Source organism: Hirschia maritima DSM 19733 (assembly GCF_000378345.1).
Lineage (GTDB): Bacteria > Pseudomonadota > Alphaproteobacteria > Caulobacterales > Hyphomonadaceae > Hirschia > Hirschia maritima.
Window position 1 is genome coordinate 104600 of record NZ_KB899544.1, and the last position, 18957, is coordinate 123556.

15 protein-coding genes are annotated in these 18957 nt (G+C 44.7%); 13 read left to right on the forward strand and 2 right to left on the reverse strand.

Annotated features, from left to right (window positions below; translation table 11 throughout):
• The first annotated feature begins 8 nt into the window (after positions 1 to 8).
• Genes F551_RS0100440 through F551_RS0100480 form a run of 9 tightly spaced genes read left to right on the forward strand, consistent with a single transcriptional unit; the run spans position 9 to position 11559 of the window.
• Positions 9 to 2075, forward strand: a complete 2067-nt coding sequence (locus F551_RS0100440; protein WP_018995493.1) for a chemotaxis protein CheA — start codon at positions 9 to 11, stop codon at positions 2073 to 2075.
• A 5-nt stretch (positions 2076 to 2080) separates the two neighbouring features.
• On the forward strand, positions 2081 to 2626 hold the full coding sequence (locus F551_RS0100445) for a chemotaxis protein CheW (RefSeq protein WP_018995494.1): 546 nt from the start codon (positions 2081 to 2083) through the stop codon (positions 2624 to 2626).
• Positions 2627 to 2630: 4 nt separating this feature from the next.
• Complete coding sequence (locus F551_RS17580) at positions 2631 to 5498, forward strand: methyl-accepting chemotaxis protein (RefSeq protein WP_018995495.1); 2868 nt, start codon at positions 2631 to 2633, stop codon at positions 5496 to 5498.
• A 31-nt stretch (positions 5499 to 5529) separates the two neighbouring features.
• Entirely contained in the window at positions 5530 to 6405 is an 876-nt protein-coding gene (locus F551_RS0100455; RefSeq protein ID WP_018995496.1) for a CheR family methyltransferase, read from the forward strand.
• Positions 6402 to 7010 carry a hypothetical protein gene (locus tag F551_RS0100460; RefSeq protein ID WP_018995497.1) on the forward strand — a complete coding sequence of 203 codons (609 nt, stop codon included), beginning with the start codon at positions 6402 to 6404 and terminating at the stop codon, positions 7008 to 7010. Before F551_RS0100455 ends, F551_RS0100460 begins: the two co-directional genes overlap by 4 nt.
• Positions 7010 to 8068: a protein-glutamate methylesterase/protein-glutamine glutaminase gene (locus F551_RS0100465; RefSeq protein WP_018995498.1), complete on the forward strand. Its 1059-nt coding sequence runs from the start codon at positions 7010 to 7012 to the stop codon at positions 8066 to 8068. Before F551_RS0100460 ends, F551_RS0100465 begins: the two co-directional genes overlap by 1 nt.
• A gap of 38 nt (positions 8069 to 8106) precedes the next feature.
• Positions 8107 to 9153 carry a methyl-accepting chemotaxis protein gene (locus F551_RS0100470; RefSeq protein WP_018995499.1) on the forward strand — a complete coding sequence of 349 codons (1047 nt, stop codon included), beginning with the start codon at positions 8107 to 8109 and terminating at the stop codon, positions 9151 to 9153.
• Between the two features lie 12 nt (positions 9154 to 9165).
• Positions 9166 to 9471 carry an STAS domain-containing protein gene (locus F551_RS0100475; RefSeq protein WP_018995500.1) on the forward strand — a complete coding sequence of 102 codons (306 nt, stop codon included), beginning with the start codon at positions 9166 to 9168 and terminating at the stop codon, positions 9469 to 9471.
• 9 nt (positions 9472 to 9480) lie between these two features.
• Positions 9481 to 11559, forward strand: coding sequence for an ATP-binding SpoIIE family protein phosphatase (locus F551_RS0100480; RefSeq protein ID WP_018995501.1), 2079 nt, complete (start codon positions 9481 to 9483; stop codon positions 11557 to 11559).
• Positions 11560 to 11564: 5 nt separating this feature from the next.
• On the opposite strand, the gene F551_RS0100485 is transcribed toward F551_RS0100480, so the two are convergent.
• A complete protein-coding gene (locus F551_RS0100485; protein WP_026296563.1) occupies positions 11565 to 13661 on the reverse strand; it encodes a molybdopterin oxidoreductase family protein in 2097 nt (698 codons plus the stop codon).
• Between the two features lie 29 nt (positions 13662 to 13690).
• Positions 13691 to 14689, reverse strand: coding sequence for an NADPH:quinone oxidoreductase family protein (locus F551_RS0100490; RefSeq protein WP_018995503.1), 999 nt, complete (start codon positions 14687 to 14689; stop codon positions 13691 to 13693).
• 240 nt (positions 14690 to 14929) lie between these two features.
• On the opposite strand from F551_RS0100490, the gene F551_RS0100495 reads away from it, so the two are divergent.
• The 4 genes from F551_RS0100495 to F551_RS0100510 all read left to right on the forward strand — a co-directional run bounded on the left by F551_RS0100495 (position 14930) and on the right by F551_RS0100510 (position 18957).
• On the forward strand, positions 14930 to 16180 hold the full coding sequence (locus F551_RS0100495; RefSeq protein WP_018995504.1) for a TetR/AcrR family transcriptional regulator: 1251 nt from the start codon (positions 14930 to 14932) through the stop codon (positions 16178 to 16180).
• A gap of 111 nt (positions 16181 to 16291) precedes the next feature.
• The gene (locus F551_RS0100500) at positions 16292 to 17086 is read left to right on the forward strand and encodes an SDR family NAD(P)-dependent oxidoreductase (protein WP_018995505.1); all 795 of its coding nucleotides are present in this window, start codon (positions 16292 to 16294) and stop codon (positions 17084 to 17086) included.
• Positions 17087 to 17113: 27 nt separating this feature from the next.
• Positions 17114 to 17887, forward strand: a complete 774-nt coding sequence (locus F551_RS0100505) for a glucose 1-dehydrogenase (protein ID WP_018995506.1) — start codon at positions 17114 to 17116, stop codon at positions 17885 to 17887.
• Positions 17884 to 18957, forward strand: a complete 1074-nt coding sequence (locus F551_RS0100510) for a phosphotransferase family protein (protein ID WP_018995507.1) — start codon at positions 17884 to 17886, stop codon at positions 18955 to 18957. The genes F551_RS0100505 and F551_RS0100510 overlap by 4 nt, the downstream gene beginning before the upstream one ends.

The window sequence follows — 18957 nt, forward strand, 5'->3', positions numbered from 1 at the left end:
GATGCAAATTGAGTGATTTTGAACAATTTCGTCAGACGTTTTTTGAAGAATGTGATGAGTTGCTTCAGCGTTTTGAAGAAGTTGCGGGAAATCTGCAACCTGATGAAAACGACAATGAAACACTCAATGAGTTATTTAGGGCGGTTCATTCAATCAAAGCTGGAGCTGGCGCTTTTAAGTTAGAGCGTCTGGTCACTTTTGCTCATGAATTGGAAGACTTTTTAGATCAAGTCCGAAGCGGCACAATTCATCTACAAACTGGTGATCCCGATCTAATTGTTCAATCCGGTGATATTCTTCACACTCTCATCGAATATGCTCAGGCTAGAGAGGAGGCACCGGAAAATCTCGAAGCAGATGTGTTAGAGCAGGTGCGTCAGCGCAATCCAAAAGGAGGACAATTTTCCGAAGTTCAAAGCGCCGAAAAACCAAGACAATCGGGAAAGATCAAATATACAGTAAAATTTCGTCCACATCGCGAGCTCTATGAAGCAGCAAATGAGCCCCAGTTACTGCTTGAGGCATTAACTGATCTTGGTGAAACTGAAATTGAAATAGACACCTCAAGAATCGTCGAACTGTCTAAGACAGATCCAATGGAGAGTTACTTTGATTGGATAATTACACTAGAAACAGAGAGTGGCATTGAAGATATAGAAGCCATTTTCGAATTTGTTGATGGTGATTGTGATTTATCCATAATTCCTGATGAAACAATCGCAGAAGAAACCGATGATGGTGAAGTTTTAACGTCACAAAACCCGATTGAAGTTTCGACAACTCCTCAAAATCAAAATGACAAAGCTGACGGAGAAAAAGCAAAACCCTCCAAAGGTTCTATCCGTGTCGATCTCGAACGTGTCGATCAATTGGTCAATATGGTTGGCGAATTAGTCATCGCTCAAGCAATGGCGTTAGAGAGTATTTCATCAGAAATTGGAATTGAACAAATCAATCAGTTGCAAGCTCTTGAAGATCTGACGATGCGAACACGTCAGCTACAAGAAGGCGTGATGGCAATTCGTATGCAGCCGATTAAGGCTCTGTTCTCGCGATATCCAAGGTTAGTACGCGATCTGTCCAAGAAGCTTGATAAGAATGTGAACCTCATCCTGGAGGGCGAAGCTACTGAAGTAGATAAGACTATTATTGAAGAGTTGGCAGACCCGCTCACGCACATGATCCGTAATTGTATGGATCATGGAATTGAAATGCCTGCTGATCGTGTTGGGATGGGTAAGCCTGAAGAAGGTACAGTTCGTCTTAGTGCCGAGCAACGAAATGGGCGTATATTGATCCGCGTGAGCGATGATGGTCGAGGGCTCGATCCTGATAAAGTCGTCGCCAAAGCTGTTAAACAGGGCTTGATCCAAGAAGGCGAAGAGCTTTCCAAAGAAGAAATCGAGATGTTGATTTTCCGTCCTGGTTTTTCAACGGCGAGTGAAGTGAGCGATGTTTCTGGTCGTGGCGTTGGCATGGACGTTGTTCGCAGAAATATTCAAAAACTTGGTGGCCGGATTACACTTGAATCTCAAAAAGGGAAGGGATCTTGTTTTACCTTGGCTCTTCCTTTGACGCTGGCCGTGCTTGATGGAATGCTGGTTGCCACTGCGGATGAAAGGTATGTTATACCGCTGTCTTCGATAGTAGAAACGGTCTGCCCAGCAGCAAATCAAATAAAAGAAATGCCCGATGGTGGATCCGTATTGTCTTTACGCGGAAATGCCATTCGCTTGATAGACTTATGCGGTTGTATGGGGCTTTCACGCAAAGGATTAACCGAGCCGCTTAGGAAGCTAGCAGTTATCGTCGAAACCGAATTTGGCCGTCATGTTGGTATTGTTGTCGATGAGCTTCTTGGGCAACAGCAAGTGGTCATTAAGAGCCTTGAAACAAACTATTATCGTATTCCCGGCGTAGCTGGGTCTGCCATTTTGGGAGATGGGCGTGTTCGCCTCATTCTCGATGTGGATGGGCTTTCGGCTTTGCTACCCAAATCTCCAATTTCAAAATCAAAAACGGTTTCAGAAATACCTGCTGAAAACGAAATTCAAACTATTGCGTCAGGAGGATAGAGCACATGGGCCAACCTCAGATGATATCTGATATTTCAAATGAAAACGAAGCAAATGTGGAGATGCTGTCTCCTCCGAAGCAGTACGTTAGTTTTACTGTGGATGAAGCTTATTATGCCGTCGATATAATGTCGGTACGGGAGATAAAAGGTTGGGACGACATAACCAGTCTGCCAAACCAACCCCAGTATATTCGAGGCGTTTTGAATTTACGTGGCGCTGTGCTGCCAATAGTCGATTTGAAGTGTCGATTGGGTGACAGCATGACTGATCCAACAAAACGTCATGTCATTGTTATCGTAGCAATAAATGATCGACAAATAGGTCTGCTTGTTGATGCTGTATCAGATATTTTGATGGTGTCAGACGATCAAATTAAACCCGTTCCAGAAACTAATGCCAAGACAGATGCCAATGTGTTTACGGGTTTTTTGACCGATAAAGAGCAGATGGTCGCCATGCTCGATCTAGAAAACCTTTTCATTCCTGAGATCCACGAATTGGATGGATCTGAAATCCCAACAAATCAATTAAATGCGCTGAAGGAATAATCAGATGAACAAGAATTCCTCCCCAATTAATACTTCAACAACTAAAGATAAAAGACAGCAATTAATGTCATCAGCAGCGCTTTTTGCTGGTGGATTGGTTGGATTTGCCGGTGTGTCATTTGTTAGTTCTCAGTTTGGTTTAGGTGCGGCACTTGCTCTTTGTGTTCCGGCTGCGGCGGCTGTAGGTGCTTTAGCATTCAAGAAAAATGGCAATCATCTTGGCCAGCGCGCGCAAATGCGAGAAATGACGGCCAAGCTAAATGCGATTGATAAAGTGCAAGCTGTAATCGAGTTTGATTTGAATGGAACTATTTTGGATGCCAATGATAACTTCTGCGAAACAGTAGGATATCGCAAGGAAGAAATCGTTGGACAGCACCATTCTATGTTTGTGGATCAAGCTGTGGCAAAGGGTGCTGAATATGAAAATTTCTGGCGTCAATTAAGACGTGGAGAGTTTGTTGCTGGTGAGTTTCCGCGAGTTGGGAAAAACGGCAAAGATATTTGGATCGTCGCTTCATACAATCCTGTATTTGACGATGTGGGCAAGCCCTACAAAGTAATCAAATATGCAACTGACGTGACAGATCAGAAAATAAAATCTTCTGATATGGGCGCTCAAATAAAAGCCATCGGCCAGTCTCAAGCTGTCATTGAATTTGATATGACTGGTAAGATATTAAATGCGAACGAGAATTTCTGCAAAACAGTGGGGTATTCATTGGCAGATATTCAGGGGCAGCATCACTCAATGTTTGCGGATGACGAGCTAGCGGCATCTGATGAATATCGTCAATTTTGGGAGAAGTTGAATAGAGGGGAGTTCGTATCGGGTGAATTTCCTCGCGTTGGTAAAAATGGCAAAGAAATATGGATTGTTGCTTCCTATAATCCAATTTTCGATTTGAATGGTAAACCATACAAAGTTGTAAAATTTGCAAGTGACATCACGCAGGAAAAAATCAAATCTGCGGATATGATTGCCCAGATAAATGCCATTAGCCAATCACAAGCTGTTATTGAATTTGACCTCACTGGGCGCATTCTGACGGCAAATGAAAACTTCTGTAAAACAATGGGTTACCCATTGGAGCAGATCCAAGGCAAACATCACTCAATGTTTGCTGACCCTAAATACGCAAATTCCATTGAATATCGCCAATTTTGGGAAAAACTGGGGCGCGGCGAATTTGATGAGGGTGAGTATGAGCGTGTAGCTGCGGGCGGTCGGAAAGTTCTGCTGCAAGCTTCATACAATCCAATCTACGACACAAAAGGGCGACCTTTTAAAGTTGTAAAATATGCTTCTGACCTTTCACAGAGTGAGCGAATGAAAGAGAACGCTCGAATTCGTTCTGCGCTCGATGTTGCTACAACAAATGTCATGATTGCAGATGACGATTTCAACATTGTGTATCTTAACGCCGCGCAACAAAAGATGATGAGTGTCGCTGAGTCGGATCTTAAAAAGGAACTGCCTAATTTCGATAGCCAAAAATTGCATGGGGCCAATATCGATATATTCCATAAAAATCCAGCTCATCAACGGACTATGTTGGCACGATTAACATCTACATTTGAGACGGATATTAAAGTTGGAGAAAGACGGTTTCATCTGATCGCTACACCCGTCTTTGATGATGATAAACAGCGTGTCGGAACTGTTGTGGAATGGCGTGATGATACGGCTGAGAAAGCGGTTGAATTAGAGGTTCAAGGCGTTGTTGAAGCCGTTTCCCGTGGCGATTTCAGCAAACAACTGTCTACAGAAAACAAAGATGGCTTCATGTTGGTACTAGCGGAAAGTATCAACATTCTTTCCGGGCGAGTTTCGATAGTGTTGGATGCTTTGGGGATGATGCTGACAGCAATGTCGCAAGGCGATTTAACAAAACGTATTGAAGATGATTTTGAAGGCGTTTACGGCAAACTAAAAGAAGACGCCAACTCAACAGCTGCCAAATTGCAAGATACGGTATTGGCCATTTCTCATGCTTCAGTTGAGGTGTCTAGCGGCGCTGAGGAGATTTCCTCTGGAGCTACAGACCTATCACAACGTACTGAACAGCAGGCTGCAAACCTTGAAGAAACGGCCTCATCAATGCAGCAGATGGCTGCTACCATTAAGCAAAATGCGGACAATTCTCAGCATGCAAGTCAATTGGCGATTACAGCTAGAGAATCTGCAGTATCTGGTGGTGAAATCGTTCATAATGCTGTCCATTCAATGGGTAAGATTGAAGAGTCTTCGCGTCGGATCTCAGATATTATCGGAGTAATTGATGAGATTGCTTTCCAGACAAACCTATTGGCATTGAACGCTGCGGTGGAGGCAGCTCGTGCTGGTGATGCTGGTCGTGGGTTCGCAGTTGTGGCTTCAGAAGTGCGCTCTCTGGCGCAGCGCTCGGCGCAAGCTGCCAAAGATATTAAAGACCTTATTGTTGACTCAAGCGCACAAGTTGAAGGTGGTGTTGAGTTAGTAAATCAAACTGGTGAAGCACTAAATGGTATTGTTGATGGCATTAAGAAAGTAGCTGATATTGTTGCCGAAATTAGCGCTGCTTCAGGTGAACAGGCAACTGGTGCAGAGGAAATAAACAGAGCCATCACGCAAATGGATGAGATGACGCAGCAAAACTCTGCTCTCGTCGAAGAAAATGCATCTGCCGCCAAAACCATGACAGACCAAGCTCAAAACATGAGGGACCGTATGGGTTTTTTCGATGTGGGCGAACAAACTGAGCAACGATCATTTGCATCAAACTCAACTCCTCAAAGAGTACCTGCTGTAGCCAATACAGGCGGTGCAAGGGTGCTTCAATCCGCTTTGGCCGAAAGCATTGAAGAAGACGATGACTGGAGTGAATTCTAAAGCTGCCGGAAGGCTAGGTTGGGTATAAATTATGACTGCTCTTGCAAATGAAAATGTACAAGAAGACCGTGAATTCTCGATGGATGATGCGGCATTCAAAACAATCTCTGAAGCAATCTATAAGCAAGCAGGGATTGTTATTGATGAGACAAAGCGGGAGTTGGTCTATGCTCGAGTTGTGAGACGGTTGAGAGCATTGTCTTTGCCGGATTTCGAAAGCTATGCTCAACTCTTGCAAGGGGCAAATGCGGTCAAGGAATCCAAGGATTTTATCAATGCTTTGACGACCAATCACACGCGTTTTTTCAGAGAACCACATCATTTTGAGTTCTTGCAGAATACGATAATTCCGTACTGGAAAAAACGGGCTAAATTCACCGGAAATAAGCGCATAAGAGTGTGGTCATCCGCAAGCTCATCAGGTGAAGAACCATATACATTGGCTATGGTACTTGCTGATGCGTTTGATAGGGGCGAAGGCTGGGACTGGAAAATTTTGGCAACAGATATTGATACCAATATCCTCAATAAAGCCAAGCAGGGTCGCTATGATGATTTGGGCCTAGAAGAAATTCCACCGGGTTATAAAGCCCGGTATTTGAAGCAGAACGATGATAAGAGTTTTATTGTTAATTCTGAACTTAAAAATCATATAACTTTCAATAGATTAAATCTTCATAGTGCATGGCCAATAAAAACTGAATTTGATGTGATTTTTTGCCGAAACGTATTCATTTATTTTGATCCACCATCGAAAAAATCCCTCGTCGACCGGTTTGCAAAAACCTTATCCAATGATGGTTGGCTATTTTTAGGTCACTCGGAGTCCATATTGGGTGACAGGTCGCCGTTTAAGTTAGTTGGGCGGACAATCTATGAGCCCCGTCATGTGGAGAGAACCATATGAGTGTGGCAGAAAAACTCCAGAGGTCAGACAATCAAGTATCTCGATTTTATGATCGGCAAAAGCAAAGATACATCGTCACGGTGTTGCCCGGCGCACAATATGTTTCTTCTGATCCCGAAGAAATTGTTGTGACTGTCCTTGGGTCCTGCGTAGCAGCTTGCATTTGGGATAGCCAAAGTAGAATAGGTGGATTGAACCACTTTATGCTGCCCAATGATGATGCTGGTTTGTGGTCCGGTGCCAGTTTGGCATTGAGATTCGGCAATCATGCGATGGATGCATTGATCAATGATTTATTGCAATTGGGAGCCGAGAAACATCGATTGAATTGCAAATTTTTCGGGGGCGGAAATGTCGTTCAAGGAATGGGAAAGGTAGGCTCCAAGAATGCGCTGTTCGCCAAAGAATATGCTGCAGTTGAACGTTTGAATGTTGCAAAAATGGATTTGGGCGGAGAACGCGGACGAAGAATTATGTTTGAGCCCGTCACAGGACGCGCTTGGCGTAAGTTTCTTGATCCAGTTGCTGGGCTCGAAGTTATTCGGCAAGAGGCAGAATTTGTGCCTGAGAAAAAAGCTGAACTTGGTTCAGTGGAGTTGTTCTAATGGGTAAAAAAATCAAAGTTGTAGTCGTGGATGATAGCGCTTTAATGCGCCGGCTAATTCCGAGTTTGTTGGAACAGTCAGATGATATCGTTGTTGCAGCAACTGCACCAGACCCAATGATAGCACGACAGAAAATCAAATTAACCAATCCTGATGTCATCACACTTGATGTAGAAATGCCCAAAATGGACGGTATCTCCTTTTTGGAGAAGGTGATGGCCCTTCGTCCCATGCCGGTGGTTATGATCTCTTCTCTGACAACAAAAAGCGCGGATGTTACTTTAAGAGCCCTAGAGTTGGGGGCAGTTGATTTTGTAACTAAACCAGCTTTGGACCTTTCATCGAATATGAAAGAAATGGCGGATGAACTCATTGAAAAGGTCAAAATAGCGGCGAACTCAAATGTACGCCACAAAAGGCCAATGCCTAATGTAGGTGTTTTTCAAAATCGTGCGTCATTCGAAACAACTGAATCTATCGTTGCCATAGGTGCATCAACTGGCGGCGTAGAGACGCTCGGGCGGATGTTGCCTCATCTTCCTGCAAATGCTCCAGGAATGGTGATAGCGCAGCATATGCCACCCAATTTTACGCGCCAATTTGCTGACCGATTGCATAAGTCATGCGCTGTAACTGTAAGAGAAGCTGAAAACAATCAACGTATCCGGCCAGGGGAGGTGTGGATTGCCCCCGGAAATAAACATCTGACCCTAAAGAGGTCGGGGGCGGATTATGTCTGTAAACTTGAAGATTGGCCGTTAGTAAACGGTCATCGTCCTTCGGTTGATGTGTTGTTTGATTCTGTCGCTCAAAATTGCGGACCCAAGGCTATCGGCGTGCTTTTGACCGGTATGGGGAAAGATGGAGCCAAAGGGCTTTTAAATATGAAGGAAGTCGGTGCTGTCACGATCGGGCAGAATGAAGCATCCAGTGTCGTTTATGGAATGCCGCGAGCCGCTTTTGAGATGGGTGCAGTAATGCATCAATTACCTGAAGATCAGATCATTTCCGCAGTGTTGGACGAAGCAAGCAATCATTCAAATGCAATTCGAATTTAAACGCAGATAGTAATTTTTATTATAGAATAGAGATAGTTATGCCATTTGAGCTGGACACATTGGAAGAGTTGGAGGAGGGGGTGAATGTTTCACCATTCTCCAAAATCTTGCTTGGGACGGTTGAGAGTGCAAATCGAATATTAAAAGAAACCTCTCTAGATGTTGAGCAGCAGGCAGCCCAGTTGAGTGACTTGTTTGCAAAGTTAACCAATTCTACCGAAGGGCAGGCAGGACGTTTGTCACAACTTGTTCGACAAGTTTCTAAAGTCGAACATGAAGGCGAGGAAATGGACCTCGCGACCATTCCTGAGTTTTTGAAAGAGTCATTAGAGGAGGTTTCAAATCGCGTCCTTGTCTTGTCAAAGCAAGGCGTGGGTTTGATTTATTCATTAGATCAAATTCTAAGAGAAATGAGCGAGCTTGATGATTGTATTCGAGACATCGAGAAAATAAACCGGCAAACAAGGTTGCTGTCTCTGAATGCTCAAATTGAATCTGCAAGAGCTGGAGAAGTTGCGAGTGGATTTCAAGTTGTCTCCAAAGAAATGCTCAAAGTTTCTGAGGGTATTGATGAGCTTGCAACTCGAATGCTGAATAGTACTCAAACAGTCACCAACAGCATAAAAGAAGTGATTGGTTCTATCAAAGACGAATATCAGGAGTTGAGCCGCATTGGTGCTCTTGATTTCTCTGTGCAGATTGATGCCAGAAAAAGTCTCGAAATTTTGATGGATGCATTGGTCAGTCGCAATTCCGACATCCAAGAAATTTTGGGTGATTCAACGGATGAAGCCCAAGCGATAGCCAGTGATATTCGCGAAGTGATCATGACGATGCAATTTCAGGATCGCATGAAACAACGCACAGACGCCATTGTAAATGTAATGGAAAATCTATCTGATTTTGTTCAACGAGATGCTTCAGAGATGAACAGTGAAGATAGTTGTGAGGCGCTAGCTCAGACAATTATTGATGGGATAACTCTTACGGAAGTCCGAAATGAATTTCAAAAAACTTACTTCGGAGAAACTGCTGAGACCGAAGAAATTGGTGCTGAGGCAAATGGTGATATCGAATTATTCTAACAGGAGTAGACAATGAAATACAGATTTGATGTGAGAGGGGACACTCTACACGTGAACGTATCTGATGTTTTGACATTTGAGGATCACGAAGCATTTAATCCCGTGGTTCGTGAAATAGAAAATGGTCCAGATCCAAATGTTATAATGAATTTGCAAGAGTTAAAAATGGTGGACTCTGCGGGCATCGGATTGCTGCTTCTTGCAAGTGATCGGGCTAAGAAAAAAGGCAAATCTCTAAAAGTTTCTAACTTGACTGGGCATGTCGCTGTTGTGGCGGAGCTATTCAAATTTGATCAATTGGTTGACGTTGTAAATTAGGATAGATTTATGCCTAAACAAGCCTTGCAAAATCTCGCTGTTGTTTCCAGAGAGTTCCAATCTAAATTAGAAGATGCCAGCATCCTGATCATCACAAATGAAGAATTGGCACGTGATAGAGTTGCTAGGGTTTTGTTGAATGCTGACCTGCAGTGCCTTGAGTTTGCAGAAAATTTTTCGAGTGCATCGATTGCTGTGAATGAACATATTCCAGATCTAGTTATTTTGAATACCGACTTGGATGCCGAAGCAAACCTTGAAATATGCCGGAGGCTGCGGAGTTTGTTGGACGAGCAAATTCCAATCATCCTTCAGCTCCCACGAGATGACCAGTTAACAAGGTTGAAGGCGTTTAGAGCTGGCGCAACTGAAATAATAACGGACCCTTCTTCGGAAGGGGAATTTATTCTTAGAGTAAAACGGGCTTTGGAGCGCAAAAACCTTGTGAACCAATTGCGTAAGGATCAGTCGAGGCTACAGCAAGATCTACAAGCCGCCCAGAATATGCAAAGTGCATTATTGCCCTCAGAGAAAAATATCGCAAAGTTTTCGGAAGCTCGAAATGTTGAAATAGAGTCCTTTTACGAGGCTTCCAATATGTTGGGAGGGGATTGGTGGTACGCAGCAGCTATTGATAATAGTCGATTGGGGATTTTCCTTTTTGATTTGTCTGGCCATGGCGTGACTGCAGCTATCAATGCCTTTCGCTTACAATTATTGGTTCGAAGTCTTAAAGAATATAAAGCTGAACCCGGTTTGTGGATGTCCACACTAAACAATGAGTTGGAAAAGATCCTTCCAGCCGAGCAATTTTCCACTGGATTTTATGGAATATACCACAAGCGCAAACAAACCTTAGAGTATGTTAATGCAGGAAGCCCGTGTCCATTTGTGTTTCGCAAAAATGGGAAAACTTTTCAAAAACTAGACTCAACCGGACCGATTTTGGGGTGCGTGTCTGAGATTGAATATGAAGCCAAAACAGTGACACTCAAATCCAACGACCGCGTTTTTCTCTACAGCGATGCTTTGTATGAAGACTTTGACAATCCAGACAACTCTTTATCTTCTCAAGAGCTTGGTGAGCAAATATCAGATATACTTGTAAATCAAAAAGTTGAAGAAGGTAAGTTTGTAGAAGCGGTTATCCAGAGAATGGTAGACCGCACCGGGAAGTCAAAATTTGATGACGACCTAACCGTTCTGTCGATGAAAGTTTTGCCACCAAAATCTATTCAAGAATATTGCCGAACAGAGGCCGTTAAAGATTGTGTTTGGATCGCTTCCCCCCAATGCGATACGATTTCAGAAGAGCTGATAGAGTATCTTTATGGAGAATATGGCGCTTCACTTCACCTCGGTGAAGAATTGCCTCCAGGCAGTCAGGTGGATTTTGTTATCACCGATGAAGCAAATCTTGATAAGCTGCAGATAGCAAAAGAAAATTCAACCGAGTTTCTGAGTTCTATAGTCATCGCATCAAGTGCAGTGAACCAAGATATCGCAGACTTCGTCTTACCTGAAACCGCAGATATCGAAATGTTGAAAACAGTCTGTCGTGCGTGTCGTGAGATTAGTCAACAATCCCAGAACCTTCGTCAAGAAGTATCGCTTCGCAAGTCGGCTATTGGAACGATTAATAATGGCGAATTTTCTTTCAAAACATTGATTGAAGCGCGAAACCTTTCAACCATGCTCGCTATAGCATGTCCCAATGCTGACCTTGTTGCAATAGGGCTACGGGAGTTGATGGTAAATGCTGTTGAGCATGGTAATTTAGAAATAACATCTGAACAAAAACAAAAGCTCATAATGTCGGGCAGCTGGAAAGCAGAAATTGATCGTCGTCTTGAAATGCCTCAATACGTCAATCGAGAAGTCGTCATCAGATATGCACGCTCATCAAAGCGCATAACTTTTACCATTGAAGATGAAGGGGCGGGCTTTGATTATGCTGCGTTGGATCAAGAGACGCCTTCAGAAACAACATATCGAGGGCGCGGTATTGCTCTCGCCAAGCAATTAGCTTTCCCAGACATTGAATATCTGGGCTGCGGTAACAAGGTACGAGCTTCTATTGATCTTTAGTCGGTTTAAGCCGTTTCAACGATTTCTAATTTAGATATTTGAACAGGGATTCCATTAAGGACAGCATTTCCGGAAAGAGGATCTTTTTCGGCTGGGTCTGTAAGATCGTTGATGGAAACTCCAGGCCTTTCAGCGGCGATGGAAAGTTTGGTGCCTTTTCGAGCGTGTCCGTAGCCATGTGGAATAGAGACGACACCTTTCATGACATCATCGGTTACTTCAGCGACTATTTCCACCTGTCCAATATGGTTGCTTACTCTTACCATGTCATCTGATTGGATGTTATAGTTTTTCGCATCATCAGGATGAAGCATCAGAGTACAACGGTCGGGGCCTTTGACGAGGCGGCGGCTATTGTGGAGCCAACTATTGTTGGACCTCACATGCCTGCGGCCAATCAAAGTGATTTCGGGAATTTGGGTATTTGCGAGGTCTGTAGCAAAGCGTTCTAAATCTTTCATGCACTCTTCCGGTGCACAGTGAATTTTCTTATCAGGTGTGCATAGACGTTCTGGAAGTTGAGGAAATAGAGGGCCGAGATCTATACCATTTGGGCTCTCTTTGAGCTGCTTGAGAGAAAGATCGTATGAGGATGCTTTCAACATGGCATCTAGAGCGACTTGGGGATGCACTGGCTCTGGTGTGTCTTTGCCCATTGCATGGTTGATAGCTGCTGTTAGGCCAGCAATAATTTCCCAATCCTTTCTCTCATCTTCAGCTCTCTCAAGCAAGGCGGGGGAGTAAGCTGCGAAGTTGCGCACAGCCATCGGCGCCAGCAAAAGAGGGTAGTGATCATTTTCTAAAGGGCCGCAAGGGGGCAGGATATAATCTGCGTGACGAGATGTTTCAGTAACATACATATCGATACTGACTAGAAGGTCCAACGATTCAAGGGCTGTATCAATTTGTTGTCCGGCCGGAGCAGAAATTACTGGATTTCCAGCTACGGTTATAAGGGCACCGATCTGACCTTCGCCTTCGGTAAGTATTTCATCGGCTAGTTCGACGGTAGGCAGTTCCCCAAGAACTTCCGGGCTGTTTTTCAATCTGGTGGAGTAGCGTCCATATGAACCCGTGCCAGCATTGGCTACTGGATCAATGGCGGGTTTACCAAATAATACGCCGCCTTCGCGATCAAGATTTCCAGTAGCAATATTGAGTAGTTGGATCAGCCACTGATTTACTGTGCCAAATGTCTGTACGGAAACACCCATGCGGCCATAAACAATCGCAGGCTTGCCGCTACCGATTTCCAAAGCAATTTCATGCATGGATTCAATCGATACGCCGCAATGATTGCTAAGTGTCTCAATGTCGAACTTTTCAATTGCATTCCAAGCCTCTGCCCAGCCATCATCGAGCATTCCAGACAGGTGTTTGGGGGATACTAAGTCAGCGTTTTTAAGTGAAATGAGTAATCCCAAGAAGAAGGCGGTGTCGCTTCCTGGACGAATGAAATGATGCTGGTCAGCAATTTTGGCGGTTTCAGTTTTGCGAGGATCAACTACGACTAGTTTCCCTCCGCGTTCTTGCATGCGCTTGATGCGATTTCGGACATTGGGAACAGTCCACAAGCTGCCGTTTGAGGCCAGTGGGTTTCCGCCTACGATCAGCATGTATTGGCTTCGATCAATATCCGCTACAGGAAACATAGCGTTGTGGCCGTAAACCCATTTCTGGGTAATCATGTGAGGGAGTTGATCAAGGGTAGAAGCAGAATAAATGCCTTCCACGCCAGTCGCTTTTATGAAATTTCGAACCTGCGTCGTCTTGGAATAGTCGTGCGTGCCTGGGTTCCCTAGGTATAATGCGGGCACTTTGGGGCCGAACACGACGTCGGCAAAACGTTGACCAATTTCAGAAAAAGCTGTGTCCCAATCAATTTCTTGCCAACCATTTTTTGTTTTCTTTTGTGGTTTGCGTAGGCGATCCGGATCATCCTGAATATCTGGAATAGCAGTGGCTTTGGGGCAAATATAACCTTCACTAAGGACATGATCAGGATTGCCTTTAATAGATACAACTCGACGCTCATCCATCTCCACTAATATACCGCAATTAGCTTCGCATATATGGCAAGTCTTGGCATGAATAGTTGTCATGATGAGCCTCGAGTTTTTTAGCTTCTATATTATTTTGTTGTGACGACGACTTTACCAATCGCTTTGCGGTCAATGAGCCATTGAATGGCTTCACCACCTTGCTCAAGAGGCCAAGTTTTGCTGACAAGTGGATTGATTTTTCCGTCTGACCACATGGTCATCAGCTTGTCGATACTTTCGCGGTTTGCTTTTGGATCACGAGCGGCATGTGCTCCCCAAAAGACACCGCGAATGTCACACCCTTTGAGAAGTGTAAGATTTAGTGGGGGGGTAGGGATGCCGGCAGGAAAACCTACAACTAGATAACGTCCTTCCCAAGCACAAGCGCGAAGGGCTGGTTCACAATAGTCGCCGCCAACAGGGTCATAGATCACGTCGGCGCCATTGGGGCCAACTGCTTGCTTAAATTGTTTTGCAAGTTGCTTGGATTGATCTTTGTCAAACGGTTGTCTTCCGTAAATGAGTGTTTCATCAGCTCCAGCATTTTTGGCTGCTTGTGCTTTTTCTTCACTAGAAACAGCGGCGACAACGCGTGCACCCATTGCTTTACCTAACTCAACAGCAGCAAGGCCAACACCACCTGCGGCACCTAGTACAAGTAAAGTTTCGCCTTCTTTTAAATCACCGCGATCGGCAAGGGCGTGATAAGTAGTTGCGTATACCAGCAGAAGGCCCGCTGCTTGGTCGAGATCTCTATCTTTGGGGACAGGAAATGCTGCTTCAGCTGGAACGACAATTTGTTCTGCATATCCGCCATGAGGAATAGTTGCCACAACGTGGTCGCCGACAGTCCAGCCAGAAACTTCTGACCCAACTTCAGCTACAACACCTGAAATTTCAGCGCCCGGAGCAAATGGACGAGGTGGTTTAAACTGATACCGATCTTGGATAATGAGTGAGTCTGGAAAATTGACACCGCATGCGTGAATATTGATGAGAAGGCCATCTTTGGTGAGTTCCGGAGTTGGCAATTCGGTTAGTTCTAGCGTATCTGGTCCGCCCGGCGTTTTTGAAACTAGCGCTCTCATGGATGTTTCCTCTTTTGTCCCGTTTAGTCTGCGTTTTGCTTATGTTTAGCGTTATAATTGCACGCATTCATGTATCAAGCTATGTTATCCCAAGGTTAGTTGAGGCAGAGTATTTCTAGGTTTGTATGAAGAAATGTAGCTGCTCTCCGTGTCTGGAGGGGAGGCTGACACAATTTGTACATATGTTCAATATGTGTTTTGTTGGGGAGGTTGATCAAATTATTTTGACGGAGGTCGTGTGTGTTAAAAGATAACGATAATAAAGAGACGGTCTCTAGATCAGCCAAGATGCGTCAGAAATTACGGGAAGCAGTGATCGAGGATATCGCTGAGTTTGGAATATCTCGCACCACTCATAGAAGTGTTGCAAAGCGGGCAAATGTTTCTTTAGCATCAACAACTTATTACTATGAAACTAAGATCGATATGATCAAGGATGCTTCATTTGTGTTGGCAAAAACACATCTGGAAAACATAAATTCTTTATCTCGGCGTCGCAGAAACGACCCGGCTTTTGTAACAAATTTCCGAGACTTCTGTGTGCGCTCTATTGCAGCAAGTTTATCACAAAACCTTAGAGTTCAAACAGTTGCGTGGCAGGAAATCATGATTGCGGCTGCGCGCGATGAAAGCCTGCGATCTGTTGCTGTTCAGTGGTTTGATGGGTTGGAGAAAATATGGCTTGAGGTTGCTGAAGGGTTGTCTGAAGATGTTGATGAGGCTTCAATTCGGTCGGCTTTGGATTGTGCGGCTGGCCAGATTTTTCTCGCGCAGCAATTTGGTTTTTCTTCCGAGGATGTTTTCAAATTACTTGATTATGGACAAGATATTGTCGATAGAATTGATAAAATAGGAAGTAATAACAGTAATTTGCTTGATATTCCGGACAAAAAGAGCGGTAAGAAGGCTCAGGCAACTCGAGCAAAAATTATAGATGCAGCGATTTCTCTTATTGAAGAAGGTGGGGTGGCAAATGTGACCCACAGAGCTATTGCTGCTAAGGCGGGATTGGCACCTACTGCGCCAGTTTATTATTACAAAACTCTGGGTAGCTTACTGCAAGCGACACAGGTTCAAATCTTTGCGCGAGCTAAGGAGCGGTACCGTTCTGTGATGGCTGGTATTGATTATGATGCACTGAATGTGGACCAGTTGGCCGATTTGACCAGCGCAGTATTTATGCGTGAAGTCACCGAGTTTAAGGGCGTCAATATGGCTGAATTTTCCGTTTATATGGACTTTCAAAGAAACCCCGCGCTTGAACCAGTCATGCGGGATGTCAGTTTAGATCAACACCGTGCTTGGGATCGGTTGTTGAAGAAAATTGGAGATGGTTCGCGATCGTTGGATGCGTATCTAATTTATGGATTATTCATTGGGAAGAAGCTTCGTATTTTGGCGACCGGCGTCAGGACATCTGACCTTGGGAGGGTGCGTCATGAGTTCTGCCAAGACCTAGAAGCGATGTCCCGAGGGAAATATTTAATTTAACAATTTCGAATTGGTACGATTGTTAAAAAACGTTTGACTTTATCATTTTCCCGATAGAATATTCTAGGCAAACATATGTGTGTTTGTTGGATATCAGATGGGAGAGTGGTTATGGACTGGAGCCAAAAAGTCGCAATTGTCACGGGCGGTAGTCGTGGAATTGGGAAGGCCTATGCTGAAGCTCTTCATGCTGCCGGAGCTAAAGTTGCTGTTGCAGACTTGGATAGAGACCAAGCAAATGCAGTCGGCGAAGCTTGTGGTGGGTTTGGAGCTAGAGTTGATGTTTCCAATGAGGGACAAGTAGCTGCATTCATTACAGAAACTGAAAAGCGACTGGGGCCAGTTGATATCTACGTTTCGAATGCGGGAATTGGGTCGTCTGACGGCCCACTATTTGGAGCTGCTTCTGCACCAAACACGGCCTGGGAAGATTCGTGGCAAGTCAATGTGATGGGATCAGTCTATGCTGCTCGTCATGTTATTCCGGGAATGGTTAGTCGCGGCGGTGGTAGTTTTGTTATCGTTGCATCTGCTGCGGGACTTCTCGCTCAACTAGGGTGCGCACCATACACGGTTACTAAACACGCGGCTGTAGCTTTTGCTGAAAGTCTCGCGGTCGCGCATGGTGACGAAGGCATCAAAGTCGCATGTGCATGTCCTCAAGCCGTTAATACACGCATGATTGAAGGTGCTAAAGATAGTCTATTGGCTGTTGGCGGGGTGGTGGAGCCTGAAACCGTAGCTCAACTCACATTGAAGTCGCTAGACGAAGGTAAATTCTTCGTATTCCCACATGAAGAAGTTGCAGATTACATTCAAGGAAAAGCGGCAGAACCCGATCGTTGGTTGGGCGGGATGCGCAAACTACGGCGTGGATTAGTCGAGAAAAATGGGCGTCCGCTTTAAAACAATAATATAATAGGGAGAAGTGTCATGGCACGTTTGGATTTGACTGGAAAAGTTGCGCTGATTGCTGGTGCAAGCCGTGGTATCGGAGAAGAAACAGCGATGGCCTTTGCAGAGCAAGGGGCGACGGTAATCGTCACAAGCCGTAAGCTTGAGGCTTGTGCTGAAGTAGCTGAAAAAATTGTCGCTGCAGGTGGCAAAGCGCGCGCTATGAAGCTTCACTTAGGAGAGCTTTCTGATCATGAAGAAGTGATCTCTTCGATTGAGCAAGAAGAAGGTCGTTTAGATATACTCGTCAACAATGGAGCAACAAACCCTCACTTTGGGCCAGCTACTGAAACGCCAGTTGAAGCTTGGGATAAAACCGTCGAAGTGAATTTGAGGGGGCCTTATTATCTCACGGTAAAAGCAGCGCCATTGATGAAGAAATCTGGCGGCGGATCTGTCGTAAATGTAGCATCTGTCAACGGTATTCAACCTGGGTTTGGGCAGGGCGTTTATTCCATGACTAAAGCCGCATTGATAAGCATGACGCAGGTTTTTGCGCAGGAATTGGGGGATCAGAATATTCGTGTAAATGCGCTTGCTCCAGGATTGACCCAAACAAAAATCGCATCTGCTTTAATGGCGAATGAAGAGGCCACGAAGAGCATGGTTGAACGTAATTTCTCTTTAAAACGTGTTGGGCAGCCTCAAGACATGGCAGAGGCCATTTTGTACCTTGCATCTGACGCATCGTCATACGTTACAGGTCATACACTAGTTGTTGACGGCGGACTTACGCAGCGAGGCGCTCTATGAGCCAAGAGGCAGAAAATATAGGATCTGATGTGCGTGCTGAGGATGCATTTGATGTTGCCTTAGTGGATGCTGAGTTAAAAAAGGAGATTGTTGGTCTTGAGGGGCAACCCGAGGTTCGACAATTTTCAAGCGGTGCTTCCAATTTAACATTTATGCTGCGCTATCCTGACCGGGATTTGGTGCTGCGGCGTCCTCCCAGTGGTGCGAAGCCAAAGTCGGGTCACTCTATGATCCGCGAATATAGCGTGATGAAAGCGCTTCAACCTAAATATCCTAAAGTGCCAGAGGTGTTTTATTACGCTTCACATGAAGACTCGGTGATCGGTGCTGAGTTCTATGTGATGGAAAAAGTGCCTGGCCGCTTGGTGTTGGATGCCTTTCCCAAAGAATGGGGATGGGGAGCTGAAGAAGTCAGAAGCTTCTGCGAACGTTTTTGGGATAAACTGATCGAGCTTCATTCGGTTGATCCTAAGAGCGTCGGGTTGGAGAATTTTGGAAAATCACAAGGTTATGTTGAACGTCAAATTCTCGGCTGGAATAGCCGATATGAACGGGCACTAACACCTGATGCAGACCCATTTGAAGACGTGCGCCAATGGTTAGAGGACAATCGTCCGTCAACTGAATCTGGTAGTGCTATTCTTCATGGTGATTTTCGTATCGACAACATGATCCTAGATGAAAAAGAGCCTCACGAAATTCGTGCGGTGCTGGACTGGGAGATTTCCGCGCTAGGCGATCCTCTCATGGATTTGGGAGCTAGCCTGGCTTATTGGATTCAAGCTGACGACCCTCCGGAGCTTCAGGTTTTGAAACGTCAGCCTTCTGACGTGGAAGGAATGATGACGCGAGATGAAATTGTTGATTATTACGCAAAAAAATCAGGTCGTAAAATAGATAACTATTTGTTTTATTACGTTTATGGGCAGTTTCGCCTCGCGGGTATCGCCCAACAAATTTACTATAGATATTACCACAAACAAACAACAAACAAGAGATACGCTCTCTTTGGTCCAGGGGCAAAGAATTTAGGAAATTATGTCCGGAAATTGATCCGGAAACAGACATAA